The sequence below is a fragment of the Leifsonia sp. Y878 genome (assembly GCF_057669685.1).
In genome coordinates, this window is the sequence record NZ_JBYHFS010000002.1 from 447,698 (window position 1) to 472,920 (window position 25,223).

Genomic DNA, 25,223 nt, shown 5'->3' on the forward strand with positions numbered 1-25,223 from the left:
GCGGTGTGTGGCCGGGCCGCTTAAACGGGGATCGAGTCGGTCGGCAAGGCAATTCAGGAGACTAACACGGGTTTCTTGCTACCTCCTGAACGCAGAAGTCAAGCACTTGCGCGCAGAAGTAAGGTGCCACTCAGATTACGAGGAATCCGATTGGTACACTCAAATCTGCCATTCCCTTATAGAAAGGCCCGCATGCCTAAGCTGCGACCCGGTGTCGTTTCCGTTGTCCTTGTGAACTTCCGAGGGACCGATGACACCATCGAAGCCATCGACAAACTCGGCAAATTGGACTGGCCGTCCGATCTGCTGGAGATCGTCGTCGTTGAGAACGCCTCTGGCGACGACAGCGCAGAGCGCATCCGTGCCGCCGCCCCCCACGTGCTGCTGATCGAGTCGAAGAAGAACCTCGGCTTCGCCGGCGGCTGCAACCTCGGCGTGAAGGCATCATCCGGCGAGTTCATCGCCTTCCTGAACAACGACGCGAAGCCGGACTCCGCCTGGGTGCGCGCCGCCGTCGAGCGTTTCGCAGAGAACCCCGTCATCGGCGCTGTCGCCAGCCGGGTTCTCGACTGGGATGGCAACCTGGTCGACTACATCGGCTCGGCCATGACCTGGTTCGGCCAGGGTTACAAGCCGCTCACCGCGCAGCCCGTTCCCAGCGAACCCGACCGCGTGCACGACGTGCTCTTCGGCACCGGATCCGCCATGTTCGTGCGCCGCTCCGTCTACGAAGCCCTCGGCGGGTTCGACGAGCGCTACTTCATGTTCTTCGAAGACGTCGACCTCGGCTGGCGTCTCAACCTGCGCGGCTGGCGCTACGTGTACGAGCCGGCATCGCTGGCGTACCACAAGCACCACGCGTCGATGTCGTCGTTCGGCTCCTTCAAGGAGACCTACCTGCTCGAGCGCAACGCGCTCTTCACGCAGTACAAGAACCTCGGCGACGAAGCCCTCGCCCAGGCTCTCCCTGCCACCCTCGCCTTGGCCGTTCGCCGCGCTGTCGCCCGGGGCGGCCTCGACTCCACCGAGTTCGACCTGCGGAAGGGCGCGGACAACGGCCCGACTATGGAGGTCGCCAAGGAGACGATGGCCGGTGTGTACGCCATCGACCAGTTCGTCGAGAACCTGCCATCGCTGCGCGAATCACGCGACGAGATCCAGTCCTCCCGTGTCGTGACCGACAACCGTCTCTGGCGGCTCTTCGGTGAAACGGATGCCCCCTCCTACCAGTCGGAGCACTACCTCGAGGGGTACGACAAGATCGTCACGACCTTCGGCGTGACCGAGTCACCGGCTGTCACTCGTGTGCTCGTGATCACGGGCGACCCGATCGGCGCCAAGATGGCCGGTCCTGCGATCCGCGCCTGGAACATGGCCGAAGCGCTCTCGAACAACAACCACGTCACGCTCGTGACGCTGGCCGGCGCAGAGCCGGTTTCCGCCCCGTTCGACATTGTGCACGTGCGCCCCGGTGACGACCGCGCGATGGGCAAACTGGAGCGCGACGCAGATGTCATCGTCTTCCAGGGCCTGGCCATGGCGCTGTTCGACAGTTTGCGCACGAGCGACAAGATTATCGTCGCCGACATCTATGACCCCATGCACCTCGAGCAGCTGGAGCAGGGTCGCGAGCTGGGTTCAGAGCAGTGGAACAAGCAGGTGGGCGATGCAACGGATGTGCTCAACGAGCAGCTCCTGCGCGGCGACTTCTTCTTGTGCGCTTCAGAACGCCAGCGCCACTTCTACCTCGGTCAGCTGGCCGCGCTTGGCCGCATCAACCCGGCCAACTACGCCACAGACCCCGACCTCACCAGCCTCATCAGCGTTGTGCCGTTCGGCCTGAACGAGACGTTCCCTGCGCAGACCAAGCCGGCTCTCCGCGGCGTCCTGCCCGGTATCGATGCAGACGACAAGGTACTGCTCTGGAGCGGCGGCCTGTACAACTGGTTCGATCCGAAGACCCTCATTCGCGCCGTGGCCAAGCTGTCAGAGACGCACGACAACGTGCGACTGTTCTTCCAGGGAACCAAGCACCCGCACCCTGGTGTTCCAGAGATGGGCATCGTTGCCGAGTCACGTGCTCTGGCCAGGGAGCTGGGCGTGCTCGACACGTCAGTCTTCTTCAACGCATCCTGGGTGGACTACGCAGACCGACACAACTATCTCGCTGAAGCGGATGCCGGTGTCAGCACGCACTTCGACCACGTCGAGACCACATTCTCGTTCCGCACTCGCATTCTCGACTACCTGTGGGCCGAACTGCCCATGGTCGTCACGGAAGGCGATCACTTCGCCGAGCTCATCGCCGCCGAGAAGCTGGGCGTTGTCGTCCCGCCGACCGATGTCAACGCTCTCGCCGACGCCCTCGAGAAGGTGTTGTACGACGACGCCTTCGCAGCGGAGACCCGCAAGAACATCACACGGGTGCGCGAGGACTACGTGTGGGACACCGTTCTCGCACCGCTCGTTGACTTCGTGGCCAGCCCGCAGCACGCCCCAGACCTCGTCGCCAGCGGCGCTGTCACTGGCGGTTCAGGCAAGGGAGCGCGGAAGCCCGCCATCCGTCGTAAGAAGCACGGCATCCGTCACGACGCTGGCCTCTTCGTGCACTACCTGAGGCACGGCGGCCCCAAGGTCGTTGTGAAGAAGGTTCAGAGCCGTCTGCGGCGCCTGCGGTAATGCCGACATCTGGTTCAACGCCGGGCGCCATGGTCTCTGTCGCGCTCTGCACCTATAACGGCGCGCGCTTCATCGCGCCGCAGCTGCGAAGCATCCTGGCGCAGGGTGAGCGCATCGCCGAGATCGTTGTGGCAGACGACGGATCAGCGGATGCGACGCTCGACATCGTGCGTGCCATCGCCGCAGAGTCAAAGGCTGCAGGCAGCACGATCGAGTTCAGGATCCTGGACGGCCCTGGCGGAAACGGCGTCACGAAGAACTTTGAGCGGGCCGTCGCGGCCTGCCGGTATGACTTCATCGCGCTCAGCGACCAGGACGACGTGTGGAGGCCGGACCGCATCGCCCTGCAGCTGGCCGCGTTCGAGTCACAGGCAGAGCTGACTTTGGTATTCGGGGATGCTCGCCTGGTCGACGAGGCGGGGGCGCCGCTCGGTACCTCTCTCTTCACCACGCTTGAGGTCGGCCCGGAGACCCGTACTGCCGTGCATCACGGTGACGCGTTCGCCGTGTTCCTGCGACGCAATATCGTCACGGGGGCCACCGTCATGTTCCGGCGCAGCCTGCTCGAACGGGCGATGCCCTTTCCGGCGGAGTGGATCCACGACGAATGGCTCGCCATCATCGCGGCGGCCACCGGCAGGGTCGACCTCATCGAACTCGAGCTCACCGACTACCGCCAGCACGGCAACAATGAGATCGGCGTGCGGGAGCCGACCTTCCGCAACAAGGCGCGGCGCGTGTTGCAGCCACGCGGGGAGCGCAACCGCGATCTCGCCGTGCGCTCACGCCTGCTGCGAGAGCGATGCGAGGCACTGCAGCGCGACGGACAGCTGGATGGCAAGCGGGGCGCCCAGCTGGTGAAGACGGCGCGGGGCAAGGCATCGTTCGAGCAATTCCGTGCTGACCTGCCGGCTGGGCGCATCCGTCGCATCTTCCCGGTGCTCGGTCGGGCACTCAGCCGCGACTACGGTCGATACGCGAGCCAGGGCAGCACCGACATCCTGCGTGACCTGCTGCAGCCGGCCTAACTCCTCGCTCTCGGCCCGGTGGCCGAGGAGGCCGCCAGGCCGTCTCGAGACCCTGTGCCCGCCCAGCTCGCTATCAACCGCCTCGTTATACTCGTTTGAGCTTGCAGAAGCTCTCCGCCCCTGTCATCGCGGGCGCCAACTCTGCGCAAATCGAAGGGATCTATTCAATGCCTCACCCAGAGGTGCTCGTTGTCTTGCCCACGCTCGGCGACCGGTTGGAAATGCTGGCGGAGACCCTGGAGACGGTGGCTGCGCAACGCAAGGATGTCGAGCTCACCCTCGTCGCTGTCATGCCTGCCGGTGCCACCGCGGCTCGCGAGCTCGCACTCGCGGCCGGCGCAGTCGTGGTCGATGACCCGAAGACGGGCATCTCCGACGCGATCAACTGCGGCCTGGCCGAGCGCACGGTCGAGACGTACTACGCCTGGATCGGCGACGACGACCTGTTCCGCCCCGGCGGTCTGCTTCGACTCAAGCGGATGCTCGATGCCCGGCCGAAGGCCGTGCTCGCGTACGGTGGCTGCGACTACATCGATCCCAACGGGCTGACGATTGGCACCAGCAACGCGGGCGCACTGGCGAAGTTCCTCCTGCCGTGGGGTCCAGACCTCATTCCCCACCCCGGAACCATGATCCGGCTCGACGCGCTGCAGGCCATCGGCGGCTTCGACTCAACGTTGAAGTACACGATGGACCTGGATGCCTTCCTCACCCTCCGTTCGCACGGCGAGTTCATCTCCACCCGTGAGACGGTGTCGGCGTTCCGCTGGCACCCCGATTCACTCACGGTCGCTGGTCGTCTGAACTCCAGCAAGGAAGCCGAGCTGGTCAAGCGCCGCCACCTGCCGAAGGCGCTACGGCCGATCAGCCCGCTGTGGTTGCTTCCCGTGCGCTGGGCGTCATCGGTTGCAGCCAAGCGTGTGAGCGCACGAGCGCGCACGCTCGCGGCCCAGCAGTAGCCAGCAGCGACCCAGCAGATAGAGACCTTGCCGGGTCGCAAACTCTGCTGGGGTAAGCTTGTTCTGTTTTGACGAGTGGGCGGTTGGCGATCTGGCATGCCCCGGAAAAGTGGCGGAGAAGTATCTTTATGACCGAACAACAGCCGAAGCGGGCTCTCATCACCGGTATCACCGGTCAGGACGGCAGCTACCTCGCGGAGCTGCTCCTGTCCAAGGGGTACGAAGTGCACGGCCTCATCCGCCGTTCATCGACCATTAACACGAGTCGTATCGATCACATCTACCAGGACCCGCACGAGTCTGGCGCTCGCCTGTTCCTGCACTATGGCGACCTGACCGACGGCTCACGCCTCGTCACGCTGCTCGACCAGATCCGCCCTGACGAGGTCTACAACCTCGCTGCACAGTCACATGTTCGCGTGAGCTTCGACGAGCCCGAGTACACCGGTGACACGACAGGTATGGGCACCATCCGTCTGCTCGAAGCCATCCGTATGACCGGCCTGCACTGCCGCTTCTACCAGGCCAGCAGCTCAGAGATGTTCGGCGCGACGCCCCCGCCGCAGAACGAGGACACCCCGTTCTACCCGCGTTCGCCATACGGCGTCGCCAAGGTCTACTCCTACTGGATCACCCGCAACTACCGCGAAGCGTACGGAATGTTCGCGGTCAACGGCATCCTGTTCAACCACGAGTCCCCGCGCCGCGGCGACACCTTCGTCACGCGCAAGATCACTCGCGCCGTTGCTCGGATCGCTGCCGGGTCGCAGACCGAACTGTTCATGGGAAATCTTGACTCGGTTCGTGACTGGGGTTACGCGCCGGAGTACGTTGAAGCCATGTGGCGCATGCTTCAGCACGACACCCCCACCGACTATGTCGTGGCGACCGGTACCAACTACACCGTTCGCGACTTCCTGCAGCTCTCGTTCGAGCACGTTGGGCTCGACTGGGAGAAGTACGTGCGCTTCGACGAGCGCTACCTGCGTCCCACAGAGGTTGACGCTCTCGTCGGCAGCGCCCAGAAGGCCCAGGACCAGCTCGGCTGGGTTCCGAAGACCCTCACGCCCGATCTCGCTCGTCTCATGGTCGACGCCGACATCGCGTCGCTCAACGCCACCGGCGAACCGTGGATCGATCGCGTCCAGTTCGCGTGACGCCCAGCTCGGTTGATGGCCAACCGAAGCTGAGCGTAGCGTTGTCCATGCTCACACTCGTTCCAGGTGGAATGGGTGGAAGCGAGACGTACGCACGTGCTTTGACTTCGCAGTTGGCGTCCACGGACGCCGTGCAGGTGACCGCTTTTATTCCTGAGATAGCCCGTGGCTTCGGCGATGGACTTCCAGAGCACATCGTGACTGGCTTGCCGGACGGCGGGTCGACCAAGGACCGCCTGCGCGCCGTCACCAGCCTTGCGCTGCGTGCACCGCAGCTGCGGAAGCTCATGTCGGGCGCCGACGTCGTGCACTATCCGTTTACGGTGCCCGTGCCGAGGCCGGGCCGCTCGCAGGCATCCGTTCAGTCCCTGCTCGATGTGCAGCACCTCGAACTGCCGCACATGTTCAGCAAGGCTGAGCTGCTGTACCGCAAGCGTTACTACGAGGGTTTCGCCAAGAAAGCGGATGCCGTCATCACCATCAGCCACTTCGCCAAGCGTCGCATGGTGGAGTTGCTGGGCATGGACGCAGACCGCATTCACGTGGCGCACCTCGGTGTCGACACCGCCAAGTACACGCCGAACCTGGGCGAGCGCGAGAACTTCGTGCTGTACCCGGCCAGGGGCTGGCCGCACAAGAACCACGCGAAGCTCATCGCCGCGATGGAGATTGCGCGGCGCACGCGCCCCGACCTGCGGCTCGTGCTCACTGGCGGCGGTCTTGACACGCTGGGCGATCTTCCCGAGTGGGTCGACCGTAAGGGTCTCGTTTCAGAAGAAGAATTGCTGAACCTGTACCGCACGGCCAGTGCGCTCGTGTTCCCGAGCCTCTACGAGGGTTTCGGCCTGCCGCCGCTTGAAGCGATGGCGTCCGGATGCCCCGTGGCTGTCTCCAACGCCGGCTCCCTCCCAGAGGTGGTCGGTGATGCGGCCGTACTCTTCGATCCGAGTGACGCTGACGCTATTGCGGTGGGTATTGACCAGGCGCTGAACCGTGCTTCTGAGTTGACCGCTGCCGGCCTCGAACAGGTGAAGAAGTTCACCTGGGAGAGCTGCCTCGATGTGCACCTCGCCGCGTATGCTGCTGCGGTTGAGGTCCACGGATGAGCGTGACACCTCGCGAACGGGTGCTGGTCACCGGTGCGAACGGCCAGGACGGCACGTACCTCGTGCGACGGTTGGCGCACGAAGGACATGACGTGCACGGCATGTGCCATTCCCGCGAGGGAGCGGCACGGCTCTCTGCTGCATTCCCTGAGACCGTCGCGCACGTGGCAGACCTCGGCGACGGTGACGCCATTGCGGCGCTCGTCGCGAGCGTTGAGCCGACCCACATTTACAACCTGGCCGGCAATACGTCGGTTGCCCGCTCCTGGGAGTATCCGGCGGAGACCGCCGATGTGCTCGGTGTTGGCCCTGTGCGCCTCATCGAGGCCGCCTGGAAGCTGGGGGAGCGCACTGGATTACCCGTGCGATTCGTGCAGGCGTCCAGCGCAGAGATCTTCGGTGATGCGACGGTCGTTCCCCAGGACGAATCGACGCCCCGCGCGCCGGTGACGCCGTACGGGGTCGCGAAGTCCTTCGCGCACGAGATGGTCGGCGTCTATCGTCAGCGCGGCATGTTTGCCAGTTCGGCGATCCTGTTCAACCATGAGTCGCCGCAGCGGCCTGAGTCGTTCGTCGCGCGCAAGATCTCCCGTGAGGTCGCCCGGATCTCGCTCGGCCTGTCGGAACGCCTGGTACTTGGCAACATCGATGTGCACCGCGACTGGGGTTACGCGCCTGACTATGTCGACGCGATGCTTCGCATTGGGCGCGCAGATCATCCAAACGACTACGTTGTTGCGACCGGTGTCTCACACACGGTACGCGACTTCGTGCAGGCGGCCTTCCAGCACATTGGTATCGACGACTACGAACCGTACCTGTTCATTGACCCGGCTTTCTATCGCCCGGCTGATCCGAAGTCCCTCGTGGGCGATCCGGCACGGCTTCGCCGGCTCGGCTGGGAGCCGAGCGTCGATTTCACTCAGCTGGTCACCTTGATGGTCGACTCAGACGTGGCACTGATCACCGACAGCAAGTAGCCCGCTGATTGAGGAGCGCCCGACGAAGTCGGCCGCGTCTCGAATCTCGCTAGACGGTGAGCTCGGCGGGTAGCGCTGCCGGCTGTGCCGCCTGCAGCCGCGACACGCGCGCGTACGTCAGCCGCCACCCGGCGACGGTGGCTGCCGCCAGCACGAGCCCGAACACGATCAGCCAGAGCAGGTTACCGCCGGGCGCACTCCACTCCGGTGCGGCGATGATGTTCTTCCAGATGCCATCGGAGCCGACGGCATAGCGCTTCAGCGCGCTGGCGAATGACACGTACTGGCCGATGGCCCACATGCCCCAGACGAGGAACGTCAGCCGGTTGAGCGCGCTGGGGGAGGGGAGCGTGATCCGCTCCGACACCAGCACGGCGAGGCCAAAGACAAGCATGACGAACAGCGGCAGCCCGTAGCGGCCCTGCCAGATGATTCCGCCGTTCGTGATGTACGCGCCCTGGATGAGTGCAGGAATGAACACGAAAGCGGCGGCGAGTACCGCGGCGAAGACCAGGGCTCGACCGCGCAGGATGCTGAAGGCGGCGAGCAGCAACGTGCCGACGAGCGCTGCCCACAGGAAGTAGACGACCATGGGCGGCGGGGTGTCGAGCCAGCCGAAGTTGGCGATCATGGCCTGGGCGTAGCCGAGAGTGTCTCGCACGGTGATCATGAACCCGTTAATCGGGCTGAGACCGACGCCGGGGAACGACTGGAAGTAATCGGGGTCGTCCTGCGTGGCCGTGAGGTTATTGGTGCTCATGAGCCAGCCCAGCGCGAAGATTGTCGAGACCGCTGTGACGCCGATGGCCCAGAGCACCGGGGGCTTCTTCACGAGCGTCCAGATGCGGCTCCAGCTGGTCAGCAGCAGCGGCACCAGGATCGCGATGAGCACCCAGAGCGGCGAGAGGCCCCTGGTGTTGACCGCAATGGCGGCCCCAGCGCCAACGATGACAGCCCGCTCGGTGAGCAACCGGGAATTCGGCTGGGTCACAATGGCGAGCATCGCAGCGAACACCGCAAGGGTGCCGGTGATCTCCACGGCGTTCGGGTTCACCGACCCGCCCAGGAATATCAGCATGGGTGGCAGGGCAACGGCGACGCCAGCGAGCGGAATCGCATTTCGGCGCAAGCCGTACGCGATCATCACGGTGAAGGCCAGGAACAGCGAGGTAAGTACCGCGCTCAGCGCCCGCATCACGAAGATGCCGCTATCGTCTCCGAAGAACAGCGTCGGCCAGCCCACGAGCATGTAGAAGACGGGATTGTAGAGGCCAGCGGATGTCGGTGCGTCGACGACGTCCGCAGGGTCGCCTGGCATCGGGGCGGAGCACGCCGCCGAAATGTCTGAGTGGAAGGCGTAGCAGGTCTCGTAGTGGGTGGAGGCGACGTAACGCGGCACCTGCACCTCCTGGCCGAAGGATGTGGTCTCGCCGATGAACTGTCCGCGGGCCACCGATGCGGCCTTGATGATGTGCGCCGGTTCATCCGGAGACGCGGAAATCGGGGTGGACATTGCCCAGATGATCGACAGCAACGACAGGATCGCCCAGCTGGCGCCGAAGACTTTCCAGCGGTGGGGTCGAACGGGTGCCGCCTGTGCCCGATCGGTATCTGCCGGATCGAGGTCTAAGTGGGCTGACGCAGTCATAGGAGAAGGTGCCTTCGCGTGACGGGTTGCTACTGCGAGACGATGGCCACGCTGAAGTCCACTGTACCGAGCGAGACTCAGAAAACCCTGCAGCGGCAGGGCGGTAGTATTGGCGGTCGCAGCCAAGAGGGAGTCAGTGCCATGCGATTCGTCGAGAGAGCACCGCGTCGCGTGCGCGTAGCAACCATCATTCTGGCCGTTGCCGTGGTCCTTGGCGGCGTGCTGATGCTGCTTGGGTTCTCACCAGCCGTTGGCGTGATCGCTGTGCTTGGTACTGCCACGCTCTTCTTCGGCCAGCGGTTTGGCTGGGCCACCAGCGTTGCCGCCTCCGTGCTCATGCTGCTGTTCGGCAACACTGTGTTGCTGCGCCTGGTCCCGCTCACCGGCATCGACCTCGGGCTGGCGAACGGCCTCGGCCTGCTGGTCGCCGGCCTCGCGCTGCTGGCCTGGCTTGTGCGGCAGGGGGCGAGCATCCGCTTGCCGAATCGCGGCGCGCTCACCATCGCCGGAGCAGCGGCTGTCGTGCCTGCCGTCACCGGGATCGTCGCACTCGTCACGCTCGGCGTCGGAGAGCGGATGCGGGTCGGCTGGATGATGGGCACCGGCACAGACACGGTGTGGAACACCGTCGCCTCCCGTTACATCCTGAACGACAACGGGATCGCGCCGTGGCTGAACCCCAACCCGTCACCACTCGTGAACGGCCTGATGGCCACCTGGTACGCGCCCGGCCGTGGAGCGGCAGAGGAACTGCTGCGCCATGACGTGACCCGGCAGAGTGAGCTGCTGGTGCTGCTGTTCCTGCTGTGCAGCGTGTTGGCTGGCATCGTCGTGGCCCGCGTGGTCTCCGCGCAGCGTCCGGTGCTCCGCTGGGTGGCCGGCATCTTCGGCAGCCTCCTGCCGCTGACCTGGTACATGGCTGGTTTTGTCATCCGCTTCGGGTTCTTCAACGTGGCCGTCGCCGTGGCCGTGCTGTTGTGCGTGTGGCTGATCTGGACAGACCTGCCGCGGCACAGCGTTGCGTCGATCGGACTGCTGTTGATTGCCACGACGGTGCTCCTGGCCGCGTGGGCGCCGCTGGCCGCACTGTCGCTCGGACTCGCGGGCGTAGCCGCGTTGATGAACTGGCGCACTCTGCTCGGGCGGCAACCGGTGATTGAGGAGCGAGCGCCAGCGAGTGTCTCGAAATCCACCCTGCGCGGCTGGCCGCTCGCGCTCTTCGTGCTGTCGGCTGTGCAGCTGGTGCTCTACGTGCTGCTGGCAACGTTGCCAGACCTCACCCGCGACGGTGGAGCGCTGTCGGCCAACGGTGGCGTGCCCGAGATCACTCCGCTCGATGTTGTGCTCGTCGGCGTGCTGATCTTCGCGTTCGGGGCCGTGGCATCCGTCGGCCTTGCCCAGCGGCATGAACTGCTCGGCATCGTGGTCGTCTTGCTCGCGGCGAGCGTTGGCGTGGCCTACCTGGCGCTGCAGCGCCGCGGCATGGACACGCTCTGGGGCTACTACCCGGCCAAGCTTGGCTGGTTGGTGACGGTGCTCCTGATCGTGCTGCTGGCGGCCTCGCTGATGCGCTGGCTCGGGCACGGAAGCGCACGCGGCGTGAACACCCTGGCCGTGCTGCTGGCGGCTGCCGCGGTGGTCGGCCTTGCAATGGCCAAGGTCCCGCCCATCAACCGCGATCTGGCCGGCATCGTGCCGCTGATCGGCATTGGGCTGACGCCGGAGACCGCGGCGGAAACCGCGCGCGAAGACGCGCTGTTCGCGGCCACCGCCACCGACGCTGGCGAGAAGACCATCTTCGCGAAGTACTCCGCAGCACCAGAGGACGACGCCTTCATCAACTACTGGTCGCTGCAGCTGCCCGCGACGACGAGCAACGATCCCATCCGCATGTTCGCGTACACCCTCGACTCGACGAATCCAGCGGATGTCTGCGCGGCCGCCGCCGTCTGGGGCTCCGATACCGTCGTGGTCACCCGCGACCCCGCGTTCGAGGCGGAGCTGCGGGATGCCTGCCCGGCCGTCGCGGTGGATCTCCGCTAACTCGAGCTCCCCGCTCTCCTCCCAGGTCGAGTTGCTGATCGAGGCGCGCGCGAGTCACGTCCAGGCGGAGTTTTTGCAACACGCTGGCTGAAAGCGACGCGTTGACACGGCGTTTCGCAATTTCTCCGCCTGAACGTCGGCCAGGGCCAGACGAATGCGCAGGCGAACGCGGGTAGGCAGGAGAAGAGCCTTACTGCGAGACGCCGCTCTTCTGCTCCAGGTTGCGGATGCGCATCTCCTGCAGCGCCGACTCCTCAGCCAGTGTGCGGGTTTTGCTCTCCAGATCGGTGAGCTCAGCGCTGTGCTGGATGCAGACCAGGAACAGCACCGCGATGCTCACGAAGAACACGAGGTTGGTGGGTGCACCGACGCCGACGAGCGCGGCAGCCCAGTCGAGTACGGCGGGGAACACACCGACGATGAGCGCCAGCGTGCCGGCGATCAGCCACCAGATCGCGTGGCGCTCGCGCAGGCGACGACGACGGAGCATCTCGATCACGACGCCGAGCGTCATGAGCGCGGCAAGGATTCCAAAAATGTAGGACGTTACGCTCATGGGCGTCAGGCTTTCGTTGCGATGGTCGTAGCTGGCCGCATCAGTGCGAAACCGAGTGCGAGGAATGCGCGCCCCAGATACGTTGCTGCTTTGAACGGGTTGTGTGAGGGTGTGCCGCCGGCGCGGGGGCGCATGGCCACCGGGATCTGATCGACGACGCAGCCGGCGCGGGATGCAATCACCAGCGCCTCAATCGTGTCGCCGAGGTACTCGGCTGGGAAGTGAGTCGCGAAGAGGCGTACCGCACGCGGTCCGCACGCCTTGAAACCGGAGGTGGTGTCGGTGAGTTTGGTGCGGGCTGTGCGGCTCAGGATGCCAGAGAGCACGATCATCGCCCACTTGCGCGGGCCGCTCACCTCGTAGTTGCCCTCACCGGCGAAGCGTGCGCCGATCACGAGGTCGGCGCGATCCAGGGCCGCAAGCAGGGCCGGAACGTTGCTTGGATCGTGCTGGCCGTCAGAGTCGATCTGCACGACGTTGTCGAAGCCGTTGTCGAGGGCGTACTTGAACCCGAGGCGCATAGCGCCGCCGACGCCGAGGTTGAACGGCAGGTCGGCCACAGACGCCCCTGCTGCAAGTGCGACGGCAGTGGTGTTGTCCGATGATCCGTCGTTTACAACGAGGCAGCGAACGCCGGGCAGTTTGGCGTACACCTCGCGAACTACATCCCCGACGGACTCTTCCTCGTTAAACGCGGGCATGACGATGAGGGTGCGTTCGAACGGGGACGGCATGGCGTCCATCCTAACAATCCGTGGCTGAACGGTTGGCGGACGGGCGCAGCTGCCCACGTCCGAATGCATGCCCGAGCAGTGAGCGGATGCCGCTCCCGCTGCCGGCCGCGACAGCCGCCGGTAGCCGCGTGAAGGCGTTCAACCGTGACGAGAAGTGTCGGGAGGCGGCACGCGCCGCCGTGTTCCAGCCGAGCACCTGCAGGCCGATGGACGTCGCCAGGAAGAAGCGCCGTTCCTCGGTGAAGCGAGAGCCGTCGTTCGCTTTCCACGATGAGACGCTGGCGCTGTGCCTGCGGTAGAGGAAGGACGGCTCGGTGTCGACGACCATCGAGCCGCCGGCGCTGATGATCTCCAGCTGCAGGGCCAGGTCGAGCACCACGTCGAGGTCGGCGCGGAAGCCGTGCTTCGCCAGCGTGTCTGTGCGCCAGCAGATCGAGGGAAAGTACGTCCAGTTGCCGCGCAGCAGGCTGGTGGCCAGTCGCTCACCGCGGAGTTCTGTGGGGTGCGACAGGCGGGGGCGATAGTACGCCTTCACCCGGTCGGTGAGGGGGAGGCCAAGCTTCCCCGCCGAATCGATGACGTGGACGCCGGGCTGAATGTACGACGCGTCAGGGAACTGCGTGATGAGCGCGCGCACTCGGCCGACGTAGCCGGGCAGGAGCATGTCGTCGCAGCCGATGATCACGGCGTGGGAGGCATCCGCTAATTCAACGCAACGGGCGAAATTGCCGGCGACGCCGAGGTTCGTCTCGTTGCGGTGGTATTCGATGCGACTGTCGCCGAGTGCCTGCAGCCATTCGCCGGGTTCCGCACTCGGATACAGGTCGTCGATGACGACAAGTCTCCAGTGCGGATCAGTCTGGGCCAGAACGCTCTCGACGGCAGCCCGAAACAGTGCCGGGTCGCCGTAGAACGGCATCATGATGTCCAGGATGCCTGGCGTCGGCGCGTCGTCCCTGCTCATGCCGCTCTCATCCACGGCCTAATGCCTGTCATTTGGATCGCAGTGACGCGGCGTTCTCGAGGAACCAGGCGTAGGTGCGGGCCAGGCCCTCATCGAGGTCGACCTTCGCCGTCCAGCCCAGGTCGTTGATGCGGGAGACGTCTAGCAGCTTTCGCGGCGTGCCATCTGGCTTTGTGGGGTCCTGGCTGATGCTGCCGGTGTAGCCGACGGTGTCTGCCACGCGTCGTGCGAGCTCTGCGATGGAGAGGTCGTGACCGACGCCCACGTTGATGGTCTCTGGGGAGTCGTAATTCTCCAGCAGGAACAAGCTGGCAGCGGCGAGGTCTTCAACGAAGAGGAACTCGCGAAGCGGCGTTCCAGAGCCCCAGATCACGACGTCGTCAGCGCCGGTGTCTACTGCTTCGTGGAAGCGGCGCATCATCGCCGGCAGTACGTGTGAGTGCTCGGGGTGGAAGTTGTCGCCAGGGCCATAGAGGTTTGTCGGCATCGCCGAGATCCAGTTTCGGCCGTACTGACGCCGGGTGGCCTGCACCTGCATGATGCCGGCGATCTTCGCGATCGCGTATGCGTCGTTCGTGGGCTCGAGGGCGCCGGTCAGCAGGGAATCTTCGCGGATCGGCTGCTCGGCGAACTTCGGATAGATGCAGCTGGAGCCGAGGAACAACAGGCGATCGACGTCGACGCTGTTGGCGGCATCCATCACATTCACCTGGATTTGCAGGTTGTCACTCAGGAACTCAGCCGGATACGTGTTGTTGGCCTGGATGCCTCCGACGCGGGCTGCGGCGTCAATGACGACATCCGGCTTGGCGTCGGCGAAGAAGTCGAACACGGCCTGACGGTTGCGGAGGTCGAGCTCGGCCGAGGTGGCCCCAATGAGGTTGGTGAAGCCGGAGTTCTCCAGGTGGCGCCAGATGGCGCCGCCGACGAGGCCTCTGTGCCCGGCAACATAGACTCGGCTGGCACGGTTGAGCGGCTGGTGGAAGTTCATTGTCGGTAGACTCTCATGGGTTGTCATCGGTTCTCTCTGGCAGGCGGCCAGCAGCTCCGTCTTTCGGCGAATTCAACTCGCAGCCTATCAAGCGAAGGAACGTCAAACTTGGCAATCGGTGTCACTAGCAGCGGCAAGGTCCTCGTTGTCCTTCCCACACTCGGGGATCGACTCGATCTTCTGGCCATCACGCTGAAGACGATTGAGGCGCAGCGCGCCAGTGTCGACCTCACCCTCGCGGTTGTCATTCCACCGAAAGCCACCGAAGCGCGCGCCCTCGCTGAGTCGTTCGGCGCCGTGCTCATCGACGATCCCAGGCAGGGACTGACCGGCGCGATCAACTCTGGCATTGCGGCCAGAACCGACGAAGAGTTCTACGCCTGGATCGGCGACGACGACCTGTTCAGGCCCCACGGCCTCGCAACCCTCCGCGCCCTGCTCAATGCCAACCCAGACGCCGTCTTGTCGTTCGGCGGTTGCGACTACATCGATCCTCAGGGACGCACCATCGCGGTGAGCAATGCCGGGCCGCTGGCCCCGCTTCTGCTGGCCTGGGGCCCAGACCTCATTCCGCACCCCGGCACCATGATTCGGCTGGATGCCCTCGCGAACGTCGGCAACTTCAACGTCGAATACAAATACGCGATGGATCTGGATGTCTTCCTCAAGTTGCGTAAAGTGGGCCGTTTTGTGTGGACTCGCACATCCGTCTCAGCGTTCCGCTGGCATCCGGAGTCGCTGACCGTGGCCAACCGGGATGCATCCGGCGCGGAGTCTGAGCTGATCAAGCGCCGCCATCTCCCGGCCGCGCTCCGACCCATCTCACCGCTCTGGGTGCTCCCGATCCGATGGGCGTCACAGTTCGCGGCCAAGCGGGTTACAGCGAGTGCACGGCGAGTTGCCCGCGTCGGATCGTAGACTCGGCATCATGATGACCGCCGAGATCTCAACGCCACAGCGACCTGCGAGCGCGCAGAACGTGCTGTGGGTTCTGGTGGCGACGGGCATCACGGGCGTCGCCGGTTTCCTGGTGACGTTCACGGCAGCGCGCGGGCTCGGCCCCGAGCTCTACTCATACTTCGGCGTCTTCTGGTCTGGTCTCTACTTGGTCGTCGGGATCCTGTTTGGGCTGCAGCAGGAATCCACCCGCGCCACCGCTGAATCACTGGCGATTGCGGATGTCGCTCCTCCCCGCAGTTCTCTCTGGGTGTTCGGCGCTGTGGCCGGCCTCATCGTCGGCGTTGTCGTCTTCGCCTCAAGTTTTTGGTGGGCGCCGGCAACCCTCAGCGAGGGCTATTCCGGCCTGTCGTTGCAGATTGCCATTGGCTCTGCCTGCAACGCGGTCGTTGCGACTATGTGTGGTGCACTTGCCGGGTCAGAGCGGTGGCGCCTGCTCGCCGGCACCATCGTCCTCGACGGAGTTCTCCGACTCGCGGGTGTGCTCATCGTGCTCGCCGCTGGGGGAGACCCGGTAGCGCTCGCCTGGGTCGTCATCCTGCCGTTCCCGTTGTCGATCCTGATCGTTTTTCTCTGCGCTCCGCGCACGCTCCGCGTGGTCGCCCGGTCGCGGATGACGTACCGTCAACTGGCGATCAACTCCGGCCATACGCTGGTGGCGGCATCCGCGACGGCAGTCCTCATCAATGGTTTCCCGCTGGTGCTGGCGTTTTATGCCAGCGACAACGAAGCAACAATGCTTGGGAAGTTGATCTTCGCAATTACCCTGACCAGGGCACCGATTCTGGTGCCTATGATGGCGCTGCAGAGCTATCTGATCACTCGGTTCACCAGTAACCCTGCCGGAGTCGGAAAGTTGATCGGGCAAGCCTCGGTGCTGATCGCCGCCGTGATGGTTGTGGGCGCCGCAGTCACCGCACTCTGGGGCACGTGGGCGCTGCGCACCTTCATGGGTGCTGGTTATGCGTTGCCGGCCGGGGCGCTGGTGCCTCTGGTTGTGTCGTCGGGCTTCATCGGCGCCCTTTGCGTCACGGGGCCGGCCCTGCTCGCCCAAAACAATCACCGCGCCTATACCCTCGGCTGGATCGTGGCATCCGTCGTGGCGTTGGCTGTGCTCTTTGTGCCTGTGGGCATCGAATACCGCGCAGCACTCGCGCTGTCAATCGGACCGATTGCTGGCCTGATCGTGCACTTTATTGCGCTGCGGGCTGCGCGTGTCGCCCCCAACTCACCACTGTCCGGATAGGTTGCAGACAGGGCCTCCCTATCGCACTATCGTTGGGGATCGCACCGGTGCTGTCGCGACTCCGCTAACCAAAAGCCGTAGCCGTCAACAGCTCGCGCGCGAAGGTTCGCGCGAATGCTGAGTTAATGTGATCGGAATCCAGATACGCCGGGATGCCGCCAATGACACTGTGGCAGCTCTCGGCGTCACAGAACACGGACTGGTAGTTGAGAAAGGTGAATGCGTCGGAGTGCATCTTCGCTGCGGCCTGAGCGAGAGGGCCGGGACTGTTCACCGTGTCGGCAGGCATTGTGCACGGGTCCGTCTTCTCGTGGCTGCTCGCAATGCAGTCCGGCACGTTCGACGGGTGCTGCGGAACTTCGTTGATTGCAATGACGGCCTTGCCGGCGTCGATCCACTGGTTCCACGCGGCCACGTATCCGTCTCCGTTGTCCATTGTGCGTTCACCATCGGTCGCGACGTGCGCGTGGCTACGGTCGTTGCTAGACGTGACCACCACATCGATCGACGGATCGTTGGTCACTGCAGCGATCGCTGCCTCGCGCCATGTCTGACATCCCTCCGCGCTCAACGCGTCTGGGTATTGCACTGATCGATCAAGCGTCGGTGCGCACGCGGATGCCAGGTACGCGGTAATGCGGAGGCCCCGCTGCTCAGCTATCGCATTGAGCGCGGTCGACCAGACGCCGGCGTGTGAATCTCCGATGAGGGCGACGTTGTGGATCTGGTTTCCTTCGGCGGCGCCGAATGAGCAGGACACCACTTCAGACTCGCCGCGGTCGGCCATGCAGAGGCCGCCATTGCTGAGCGGATTCACCTGGTGCTGCGGCCGTATCAGCGGGAGGTCGGGATCTGTCAGCACGTTCGAGGCGCCGCAGTTCGCGCCCGACAGGGCCGCTTGAGCTCCGAAGCACTCATCGGGGTTCAGGGACAGTTCGTAGACACGTTCCGCTGCGGCATGCGCGCGTCGGTCCCATGACGATGATCCGATGTTGGTGATGATGAGCAGGATCGCCACGGACGCTGCGGTGCCGACGAGGATCCAGCGCGGCTTCCATTTCCGGGTGCGTGCAATTTCTCGAGGGGGATCTTCGATCCATCGTTTCGTGGTGTAGGCAAGCGCGACGGTTATCGCGATGATGACGATTTTGTCGCGGGCGGTGATGTCGCGGTCAAGGAAGAACGGTGCCGCAATGATCAGCGGCCAGTGCCACAGGTACACCGAATAAGAGAGGTCGCCCAAGACCTGCACTGGCCTGAACGAGGTCAGGTCGTGCGGCGCCCACGGATGTTTGATGTCACCGGCCCAAATGATCGCTGCCGTAGCGAGGACGGGCACGAGTGCCTTGAATCCTGGCACACCGCTTTCTGGCCCGAAGAAGTATGCGGCCAGTGCGAGAGCGCCCCACGCGGCCCATGCGCCAGGGATCGCAACCGCGCGCACCTTCTGCGAGGCTGCCGGGACAAACGCGACCAGGGCACCAGCCGCGAACTCCCACGCTCGTCCTGTCGTCTCGAAGTACGCTGCAGCCGGCTGTGTCGAGACGCTGTGCACGGCCCATGCAAACGAGGCGATTCCGACAACCGCAACCACTGCGATGAGCGCCGCATTGCGCACACGGTTCGTGCTCCTCATTGTGGCGAGCACGCCGAGCAGGAGCAGGATCGGCCAGACGATGTAGAACTGCTCCTCCACCGACAGCGACCAGTAGTGAGTCACCGGCGACAGCGCCGCACCTTGAGCAAAGTAGTCGAGCGATGACGCTGCCAGCATCCAGTTCAGAAAGTATGCGCCGGCCGCGCCGATCTGATCGAAAGCAGCCTGACGATTCGTCACCGGCAACCAGAAGGTTGCGACGACTACCGAGAAGAGCAGCACGGTCATTGCGGCAGGGAGCAGGCGCGTTGCGCGTCGCGCCCAGAAGTTGGCGAGTTTGATTCGACCGGTTGACGTGATTTCGCGCCGCAAATGAGACGTGATGAGGAACCCCGAGATCACAAAAAAGATGTCGACCCCGATGTAGCCGCCTGTCAGGTGCTCTGGCCACAAGTGGTTGAGCAGAACCAGGCCGACCGCGAGCGCTCTAAGTGCCTGAATATCGCCGCGCTGTGGCTTCTTTTCCTGACGCGTATGGCCGCGCCGTTTTGAAGTCGGCAGCAGTGTCGTCGTCAATGTTCCCCCGAGTCGGCCGTGGCGGCCACTCGGTGATCCTATCGGCTCGTGCCCTTCCTCTATCGCCATGCCACAATTCAGCTAGTCCGATGCTGGCGAGGCTTTCGATGAGTGGCGTCGCTCGTAGCGCCGGCCGCGCTCTTCGTACCGGTGGGCATTGAATACGGCGCAGCACTGGCGCTATCGGTCGGGCTGATTGCCGGGCTGATCGTGCACTTCGTGGCTCTGCTAGCTGCGCTGCGCATCGCGCGTTGGCCCCACTTCGGGGAGAATCGGATAGCGAAAAGTCGGGGTGCGCGCGGGTTGCATTCATGCGACACGCCGCATACCCCTGATCTCAGGAGAAAGCCCTGGCTGTTGCCTGTGTAAGGATGGTGACAAAATGCGGCCTTGGGGGATCTCAGAGCTGAGGGTCGCTCGCAGTTTGAGGGGAACCCGATTTGAGCCCGAAGCATCCGCGATTTTTAACGCCGAGCCACGGTGCCTCATGACAGTTGAGGAATCGACTTTCACTACTCGCGAGGATACGTGGCAGCGGTCCTACGCCAAACGCCTGTTCGTCAGCGATCTTGTCGTTCTCGTCATTGCTGTTTTCCTGTCGCAGTCAATTTGGGTTGGTGACGGTGTGGCACAGCTCGCCCTGGACGCTACGTCCCCCTTCGCATTTGCCGTTACCTACACAGTGGTGTCAGTCGTCGTGGTGGTCACATGGATGTTGTTCCTCGATTTCTACGCAGCCAGGGAGCACAAGAACCTAGGCTCGGGAACAATCGAATACAAACGCATAGCCGACGGCACTATTCGACTCTTCGGTGTTTTCGCAATTGCTGCATTTCTCTTCAGGCTTGAACTAGGCCGAGGATACTTCCTGACGGCCCTTCCACTCGGCATCGTCCTGCTTCTGGCGTCGCGGTGGGCCTGGCGGCAGTGGCTGCGGCGCAAGCAGAAGCGCGGTCTCTACCTGTCACGAACAATCCTCATCGGGCAACGAGACAAGGCACGGCATGTCGCGGCGTCCATCCAACGCGACGGTTCAACCGGTCTGTTTGCCGTCGCGGCGCTCACGCGATCGGGCGATTCAACGCATGATCTCGTCCAGGGCGTACCAGTGCTCGGGTCGTTCGTCGACGCGCTGCGCTGTATTGACGAGCTGGACATTGACACCGTCGTCTTTACCGGCGCTGATGACATCAGTCCGGCCGACATGCGCCAGCTGGGCTGGGACCTAGAAGCGCGCAAGGTCAACCTCATCGTCGCGCCGGCCCTCACCGACGTCGCGGGGCCCCGAATTCATGCTCGCCCCGTTGCCGGTCTACCCCTTATCCACGTTGATTTCCCCGAGTTCGAGGGACGCAAGCAAACGGCCAAGCGGATCTTCGATATCGTCGGCTCTGCTGCCCTCATCGTCGTGGGTTCGCCTGTGCTCATCGCGGTGGCCATCGCCGTGCGCAGCACGAGTCCAGGACCCATTCTCTATACCCAGGAGCGCATCGGCCTGCGCGGCAACCCGTTTGGAATGCTGAAATTCCGTTCCATGGTGCAGGGCGCTGACGATCAGCTCGCCAGCCTCCTCGACGCGCAAGGCACGTCGGACACGCCCTTGTTCAAAGTACTCAATGACCCGCGCATCACTCCTGTCGGTAAGTTCATTCGCAAGTACTCGCTCGATGAGTTCCCGCAGCTGTTCAACGTACTGCTCGGCCACATGAGCCTCGTCGGTCCGCGCCCGCAGCGCGCGGCCGAAGTGGCCCTGTACGACGACACGGCTCACCGCCGACTCTTCATGAAGCCGGGCATGAGCGGGTTGTGGCAAGTGAGCGGACGTTCGCGACTGTCGTGGGACGACGCTATTCGCCTGGACCTCTACTACGTCGAAAACTGGTCCATGACGGGCGATGTAGTGATCTTGTGGCGGACGGTGCGCGCAGTTGTCGCCCCGGGAATCGACGCGCACTAGGCAATCCGGGCCGGCTGCAGTCCTGTCTAGCAGCGCAGCCGGCTGGGGCCGCTCGGGTTTCTCCGCACAAGCAGCCCCAGTTGATGCGTCCTTCTACGGCGCTGCGATTGCCGCGCCAGTGAGCGAGCCGTCAAGGTAGACAGGCTGATCGCTTAACTCGACGCTGACGTGGCCGTCAATGGGAGTGAGCATTGACGTCTTGCCAAACTCCGTGGTAACGGTGACCGGTTTGGTTGTCGCATACGTCACGGTTGCCGGCGATGTGGCCCACGCCACGCGCGTGGCAGCTGCACCGTCACCGAACACGTACGAGAATGTCGAGCCGTCGAGGGAATCCTGAGCCGCGAATGGCTTATCCGCAATCTTGCGCGCGAGCATGGCCTGCGCCATTGCAGCGGGTTTCGGGGCAAAGGCCGGAGTCGCGTCATTGAACTGTCGCAACAGGCCGAAGTTTCCTTCTCCATCTGTGAGGTCGAGGTTGTCATTCACGAGGTCGTACCAGTAAAAACGTTCGACTCCGTTCGCGAAGGCGATAGTCTGGCCGCGAACGAGGTAGTTCGCTTGGTTTAGTTCTCCGACTTTCCCGGATGTCCATCCCAGTTCGGTGAGCCAGATCGGTTTCGGCTGGCCGTCGTTGTACTCCCTGATTCGCTCGTTCGCCTGCTTGAGGATGGGCAACAAAGTCTCAGCGCCGACGTTGAGCTCGTCGTATGGGTGGAAACTGACCGCATCCAGGTAGTTCAGGCCGCCCGCCTGATAGAACTCGGTCATGAAGGTGTCGTCGAAGTGGGCAGTTGACGGGCCGACGATTGTAGTTCCAGGGTGCTCGGCCCTGATTTTGTCGGCGGTGGGCTGCAGCAGCTGCATGTAGCAGTCGGCTGTCTTGCCACACGCGCTCGTGTTGAGATTCCAGTTGAACTCGTTGTAGACCTCGACCGCGTCCGGCTGGAAATGGCCGAGAAGTGCGGACGTGTAGTTCGCGTATGCGCTGATTCCCGCAAGGCTGCTCGGAGTTCGCCCAGCGTCGTAGAGCGGATTGGCGTAAACGCTGAGAGGGAGCATTGAAACACCGGCGGCTTTGAATGCCTCAGTTTTGGCGTCCTCGTCGAGCGGGAATAGATAGTCGCCCGGTGAAAACTCTGACTCTGACCAGTACGCATCGGTTCGAGCGTGACGGAACCCGAGCTGGGCTGCGGCAGTCTCAGAATTGTCGTATCGAGGAACATTGATGTGCACGCCGATGCCGAAGCGGTCGTCGGTAGTGGACGGCGCATCTGGTTCATCCAAGATCATAAAGCTGACCTGTTGTGCTGTGATGGAACCATCACCGCTGGCAAGGTTTGCGCTGTAGTAACCCTGGGACAATTCCTTGAGAGCGATCAGTGCCAACCCATTGGCTACGGGAAGGTCTCCGTTTGCAACCACAGTGCCAGTTTCGTCAGTGACGTTCCACGCCACACTCGAGGTGCGCCAGGCCAGTCCGATGCCGGCGAGGGACGTCTCCATGATGAGCGACTTGTTGGTGATTTGGGTGGGTGCCGAGTACTCCTCGAACGAGCCATTCACCAGCAGATCGTCGGAAGTCGCGCCCTCGGTCAGCCTGAGATTGTCGATCCGATAGCCAGTGACTGAGCCCGTCGCGGCGAGGACGAGTGGCAACTCTGATTCGTCTTCGGCAGTGTCGTACGACCACGTCACCTCGGCCCAGCCAGCTGTCGCCGTTGGAAACTCGAAGCGTTCAGGGACAGCCAACCCCATCTGGATGGCGACCCCCGACTCCGTTGCATCGAGATCAGCCGCTGCAATAAGTGCGTGGAACTCGTACGTGGTGGACGGCTTCACCACAACGGTTTGGTGGAGCGAGGCTGCGGAGTCTCCTGCGGCCGCTGCTTGATCGACCCGGAGCGAGATTCCCCCATCATCTGCGGCCCCAACTTCGGCGCTATATACCGCGCCCGAATTCTCGTCAGGCGTCCAACCAGCAAAAGTCGCGTTTACATACGCGGTGTCAGGTTGAGGGAGAGCCGGTTCTGCTGACTTCGTCGATGTGCGGGATGTTTCTGCTTTCGAACTCGCGGAGGGAAAATTCAGGGCCACGAGAACACCCCCGACCACGACCACAACGACGGCACTGACAACAATCACGCGCAGGCGGGGCCACGTGCGGATTCGAGCAACGATGTTCATCAATCTCCTGGGCGAGTTTGAGCAAAACGCAGTCACGGTCGCTCGGCGGTCAATGTGCTTCACAGGCTATCTGTAGCTCGCGCCAACGATGCTCCCAGCGAAGCGCATGTCATGTTTTGTCGCGGCAAGGCACAAGGCGCCGGCGGCGCGCCGAGTATGGGAGGGCGGGGTATGTGTCAGAATGAACCTGATTTGTTGGTGGGACCGCCTTTTGGCGTTGGGTGGACAAGCAATCTGCAGGGGGACTGGCGTGCTCGAGAGCGGTCGGCGTGTACGCAGCCACGGTCTGGCGAGCAACTCACAATGACAATCCAGGCCGTCGCTACGTCCACGATTCGCAATACCTGGCAGCGCGCCTATGCAAAACGGCTTTTCGTCAGCGACCTTGCCGTCGTAGCGCTCGCCGTTTTTGCCTCACAACTGTTTTGGATCAGCGACCGCGGTTCTGCGCTTTCTTTTGAGGAACTACCGGCACGAGATCTGAGCCTCACTTACACCGTGGTTTCGCTCCTGTTGGTACTCCTGTGGTTGATTTTTCTCGATCTCTTTGCCACGAGAGACCATAAGAACATCGGCTCTGGTACGACGGAGTACAAGCGTCTCGCTGATGCCACGGTGCGTCTCTTTGGCATTCTCGCCATCGTCGCATTTCTTCTCAAAGCCGATCTGGGGCGCGGATACTTTCTTACGGCCCTCCCCGGCGGCCTCCTGCTACTTTTGCTCAGTCGTTGGGTCTGGCGGCAGTGGCTCAGGCGCCAACAAAGGCGCGGCGCGTATGTTTCACGCACGCTGTTGATCGGCCAGCGGAATAAATCGCACCACGTTGCCTCATCGATCGAACGGGACGGCTCAACAGGCCTCCATGCCGTTGGAGCCCTGACGCGATCAGGAGCAGTTGACCGCGAACTTATCCCGGGCGTGCCGGTGCTTGGAACGTTCGCCGACGCTCTGCGCACCATCGACGCCCACCAGATCGATACCGTGATCGTGTCTGCCGCGGATGACCTGAGCCCGCAGCACATGCGAGAGCTTGGGTGGCGTCTCAAAGATCGAGACGTGAACCTCATCGTGGCCCCCGCTCTCACTGACGTTGCCGGGCCACGTATTCACGCACGCCCCGTCGCGGGCCTGCCGCTCATCCATGTTGATTTTCCAGAGTTCGCTGGCCGCAAGCAGGTGGCGAAGCGGATCTTCGACGTCGTCGGATCAGCTGCGATTCTGCTCGTGAGCTCTCCCGTGCTCATTGGTGTCGCGATTGCGGTGCGAGCCTCGAGCCCCGGCGCCATCCTCTACACCCAAGAGCGGATCGGGCTGCGTGGGAACCCTTTCGGGATGCTGAAATTCCGGTCGATGGTGCAAGGCGCGGACGACCAACTGGCGAGCCTTCTCGATGCACAGGGCACGTCTGACAAGCCGCTTTTCAAAGTAATGAACGACCCGAGGATCACACCGGTCGGCCGATTCATTCGCAAGTATTCTCTCGACGAAGTACCTCAACTCATAAACGTGCTTCGAGGGCAAATGAGTCTCGTCGGTCCTCGGCCGCAACGGGAAGCGGAAGTTGCCCTGTACGACAACGCGGCGCATCGACGGCTGTTTATGAAGCCCGGGATGAGTGGCCTATGGCAGGTGAGCGGCCGGTCGAAACTCTCGTGGGAAGACTCGATCCGACTTGATCTGTACTACGTCGAGAACTGGTCTATGACCGGTGACCTCGTGATCTTGTGGCGAACGGTGAAAGCAGTCGTTGCTCCCGGAGACGACGCCCACTAGTGGCTCACAGTTCACAAGTTGGTAGCGGCTTCAGATCTGGATAATCTAATCGGAGTCTCCCCTCTCAGTTGCATTCTCATTCACA

Annotated in this window: 18 protein-coding genes; 11 read left to right on the forward strand and 7 right to left on the reverse strand. The window is 63.4% G+C overall.

Annotated elements, in window-relative coordinates:
• Window positions 1–192 precede the first annotated feature (192 nt).
• The 6 genes from AC25Y4_RS08320 to AC25Y4_RS08345 all read left to right on the forward strand — a co-directional run bounded on the left by AC25Y4_RS08320 (window position 193) and on the right by AC25Y4_RS08345 (window position 7,909).
• A complete protein-coding gene (locus AC25Y4_RS08320; RefSeq protein WP_488119923.1) occupies window positions 193–2,679 on the forward strand; it encodes a glycosyltransferase in 2,487 nt (828 codons plus the stop codon).
• Window positions 2,679–3,707 carry a glycosyltransferase family 2 protein gene (locus tag AC25Y4_RS08325; RefSeq protein ID WP_488119924.1) on the forward strand — a complete coding sequence of 343 codons (1,029 nt, stop codon included), beginning with the start codon at window positions 2,679–2,681 and terminating at the stop codon, window positions 3,705–3,707. The genes AC25Y4_RS08320 and AC25Y4_RS08325 overlap by 1 nt, the downstream gene beginning before the upstream one ends.
• A 167-nt stretch (window positions 3,708–3,874) precedes the next feature.
• A complete protein-coding gene (locus tag AC25Y4_RS08330) occupies window positions 3,875–4,666 on the forward strand; it encodes a glycosyltransferase (protein WP_488119925.1) in 792 nt (263 codons plus the stop codon).
• A gap of 128 nt (window positions 4,667–4,794) precedes the next feature.
• A complete protein-coding gene (gene gmd, locus AC25Y4_RS08335; protein ID WP_488119926.1) occupies window positions 4,795–5,823 on the forward strand; it encodes a GDP-mannose 4,6-dehydratase in 1,029 nt (342 codons plus the stop codon).
• Window positions 5,824–5,894: 71 nt separating this feature from the next.
• On the forward strand, window positions 5,895–6,929 hold the full coding sequence (locus tag AC25Y4_RS08340) for a glycosyltransferase family 4 protein (protein WP_488120454.1): 1,035 nt from the start codon (window positions 5,895–5,897) through the stop codon (window positions 6,927–6,929).
• Window positions 6,926–7,909 carry a GDP-mannose 4,6-dehydratase gene (locus AC25Y4_RS08345; protein ID WP_488119927.1) on the forward strand — a complete coding sequence of 328 codons (984 nt, stop codon included), beginning with the start codon at window positions 6,926–6,928 and terminating at the stop codon, window positions 7,907–7,909. Before AC25Y4_RS08340 ends, AC25Y4_RS08345 begins: the two co-directional genes overlap by 4 nt.
• Before the next feature lie 49 nt (window positions 7,910–7,958).
• Here AC25Y4_RS08345 and AC25Y4_RS08350 read toward each other — a convergent pair whose 3' ends face one another.
• On the reverse strand, window positions 7,959–9,557 hold the full coding sequence (locus tag AC25Y4_RS08350) for a DUF2142 domain-containing protein (protein ID WP_488119928.1): 1,599 nt from the start codon (window positions 9,555–9,557) through the stop codon (window positions 7,959–7,961).
• A 141-nt stretch (window positions 9,558–9,698) separates the two neighbouring features.
• Here AC25Y4_RS08350 and AC25Y4_RS08355 point away from each other — a divergent pair, with 141 nt between their 5' ends.
• Window positions 9,699–11,600 carry a hypothetical protein gene (locus AC25Y4_RS08355; RefSeq protein WP_488119929.1) on the forward strand — a complete coding sequence of 634 codons (1,902 nt, stop codon included), beginning with the start codon at window positions 9,699–9,701 and terminating at the stop codon, window positions 11,598–11,600.
• A 190-nt stretch (window positions 11,601–11,790) separates the two neighbouring features.
• Here the strand turns inward: AC25Y4_RS08355 and AC25Y4_RS08360 are convergent, their stop codons facing one another.
• Genes AC25Y4_RS08360 through AC25Y4_RS08375 form a run of 4 tightly spaced genes read right to left on the reverse strand, consistent with a single transcriptional unit; the run spans window position 11,791 to window position 14,845 of the window.
• Window positions 11,791–12,156: a DUF2304 family protein gene (locus tag AC25Y4_RS08360; RefSeq protein WP_488119930.1), complete on the reverse strand. Its 366-nt coding sequence runs from the start codon at window positions 12,154–12,156 to the stop codon at window positions 11,791–11,793.
• Window positions 12,157–12,161: 5 nt separating this feature from the next.
• On the reverse strand, window positions 12,162–12,890 hold the full coding sequence (locus tag AC25Y4_RS08365) for a glycosyltransferase family 2 protein (RefSeq protein ID WP_488119931.1): 729 nt from the start codon (window positions 12,888–12,890) through the stop codon (window positions 12,162–12,164).
• A gap of 10 nt (window positions 12,891–12,900) precedes the next feature.
• Window positions 12,901–13,854: a glycosyltransferase family 2 protein gene (locus AC25Y4_RS08370; protein ID WP_488119932.1), complete on the reverse strand. Its 954-nt coding sequence runs from the start codon at window positions 13,852–13,854 to the stop codon at window positions 12,901–12,903.
• A 28-nt stretch (window positions 13,855–13,882) separates the two neighbouring features.
• Window positions 13,883–14,845 carry a GDP-L-fucose synthase family protein gene (locus AC25Y4_RS08375; RefSeq protein ID WP_488119933.1) on the reverse strand — a complete coding sequence of 321 codons (963 nt, stop codon included), beginning with the start codon at window positions 14,843–14,845 and terminating at the stop codon, window positions 13,883–13,885.
• A 108-nt stretch (window positions 14,846–14,953) separates the two neighbouring features.
• Here AC25Y4_RS08375 and AC25Y4_RS08380 point away from each other — a divergent pair, with 108 nt between their 5' ends.
• Complete coding sequence (locus tag AC25Y4_RS08380) at window positions 14,954–15,763, forward strand: glycosyltransferase family protein (RefSeq protein ID WP_488119934.1); 810 nt, start codon at window positions 14,954–14,956, stop codon at window positions 15,761–15,763.
• 10 nt (window positions 15,764–15,773) lie between these two features.
• Window positions 15,774–17,048 (forward strand): lipopolysaccharide biosynthesis protein, encoded by a 1,275-nt coding sequence (locus AC25Y4_RS08385; protein WP_488119935.1) that lies wholly within the window; start codon window positions 15,774–15,776, stop codon window positions 17,046–17,048.
• 64 nt (window positions 17,049–17,112) lie between these two features.
• Here the strand turns inward: AC25Y4_RS08385 and AC25Y4_RS08390 are convergent, their stop codons facing one another.
• Window positions 17,113–19,221: an acyltransferase family protein gene (locus AC25Y4_RS08390; protein WP_488119936.1), complete on the reverse strand. Its 2,109-nt coding sequence runs from the start codon at window positions 19,219–19,221 to the stop codon at window positions 17,113–17,115.
• A gap of 487 nt (window positions 19,222–19,708) precedes the next feature.
• On the opposite strand from AC25Y4_RS08390, the gene AC25Y4_RS08395 reads away from it, so the two are divergent.
• A complete protein-coding gene (locus AC25Y4_RS08395; protein ID WP_488119937.1) occupies window positions 19,709–21,178 on the forward strand; it encodes a sugar transferase in 1,470 nt (489 codons plus the stop codon).
• Window positions 21,179–21,271: 93 nt separating this feature from the next.
• Here the strand turns inward: AC25Y4_RS08395 and AC25Y4_RS08400 are convergent, their stop codons facing one another.
• Window positions 21,272–23,020, reverse strand: a complete 1,749-nt coding sequence (locus AC25Y4_RS08400) for a glycosyl hydrolase (protein ID WP_488119938.1) — start codon at window positions 23,018–23,020, stop codon at window positions 21,272–21,274.
• A 516-nt stretch (window positions 23,021–23,536) separates the two neighbouring features.
• Here AC25Y4_RS08400 and AC25Y4_RS08405 point away from each other — a divergent pair.
• Window positions 23,537–25,138 (forward strand): sugar transferase, encoded by a 1,602-nt coding sequence (locus tag AC25Y4_RS08405; RefSeq protein WP_488119939.1) that lies wholly within the window; start codon window positions 23,537–23,539, stop codon window positions 25,136–25,138.
• The last annotated feature ends 85 nt before the right edge of the window (window positions 25,139–25,223 follow it).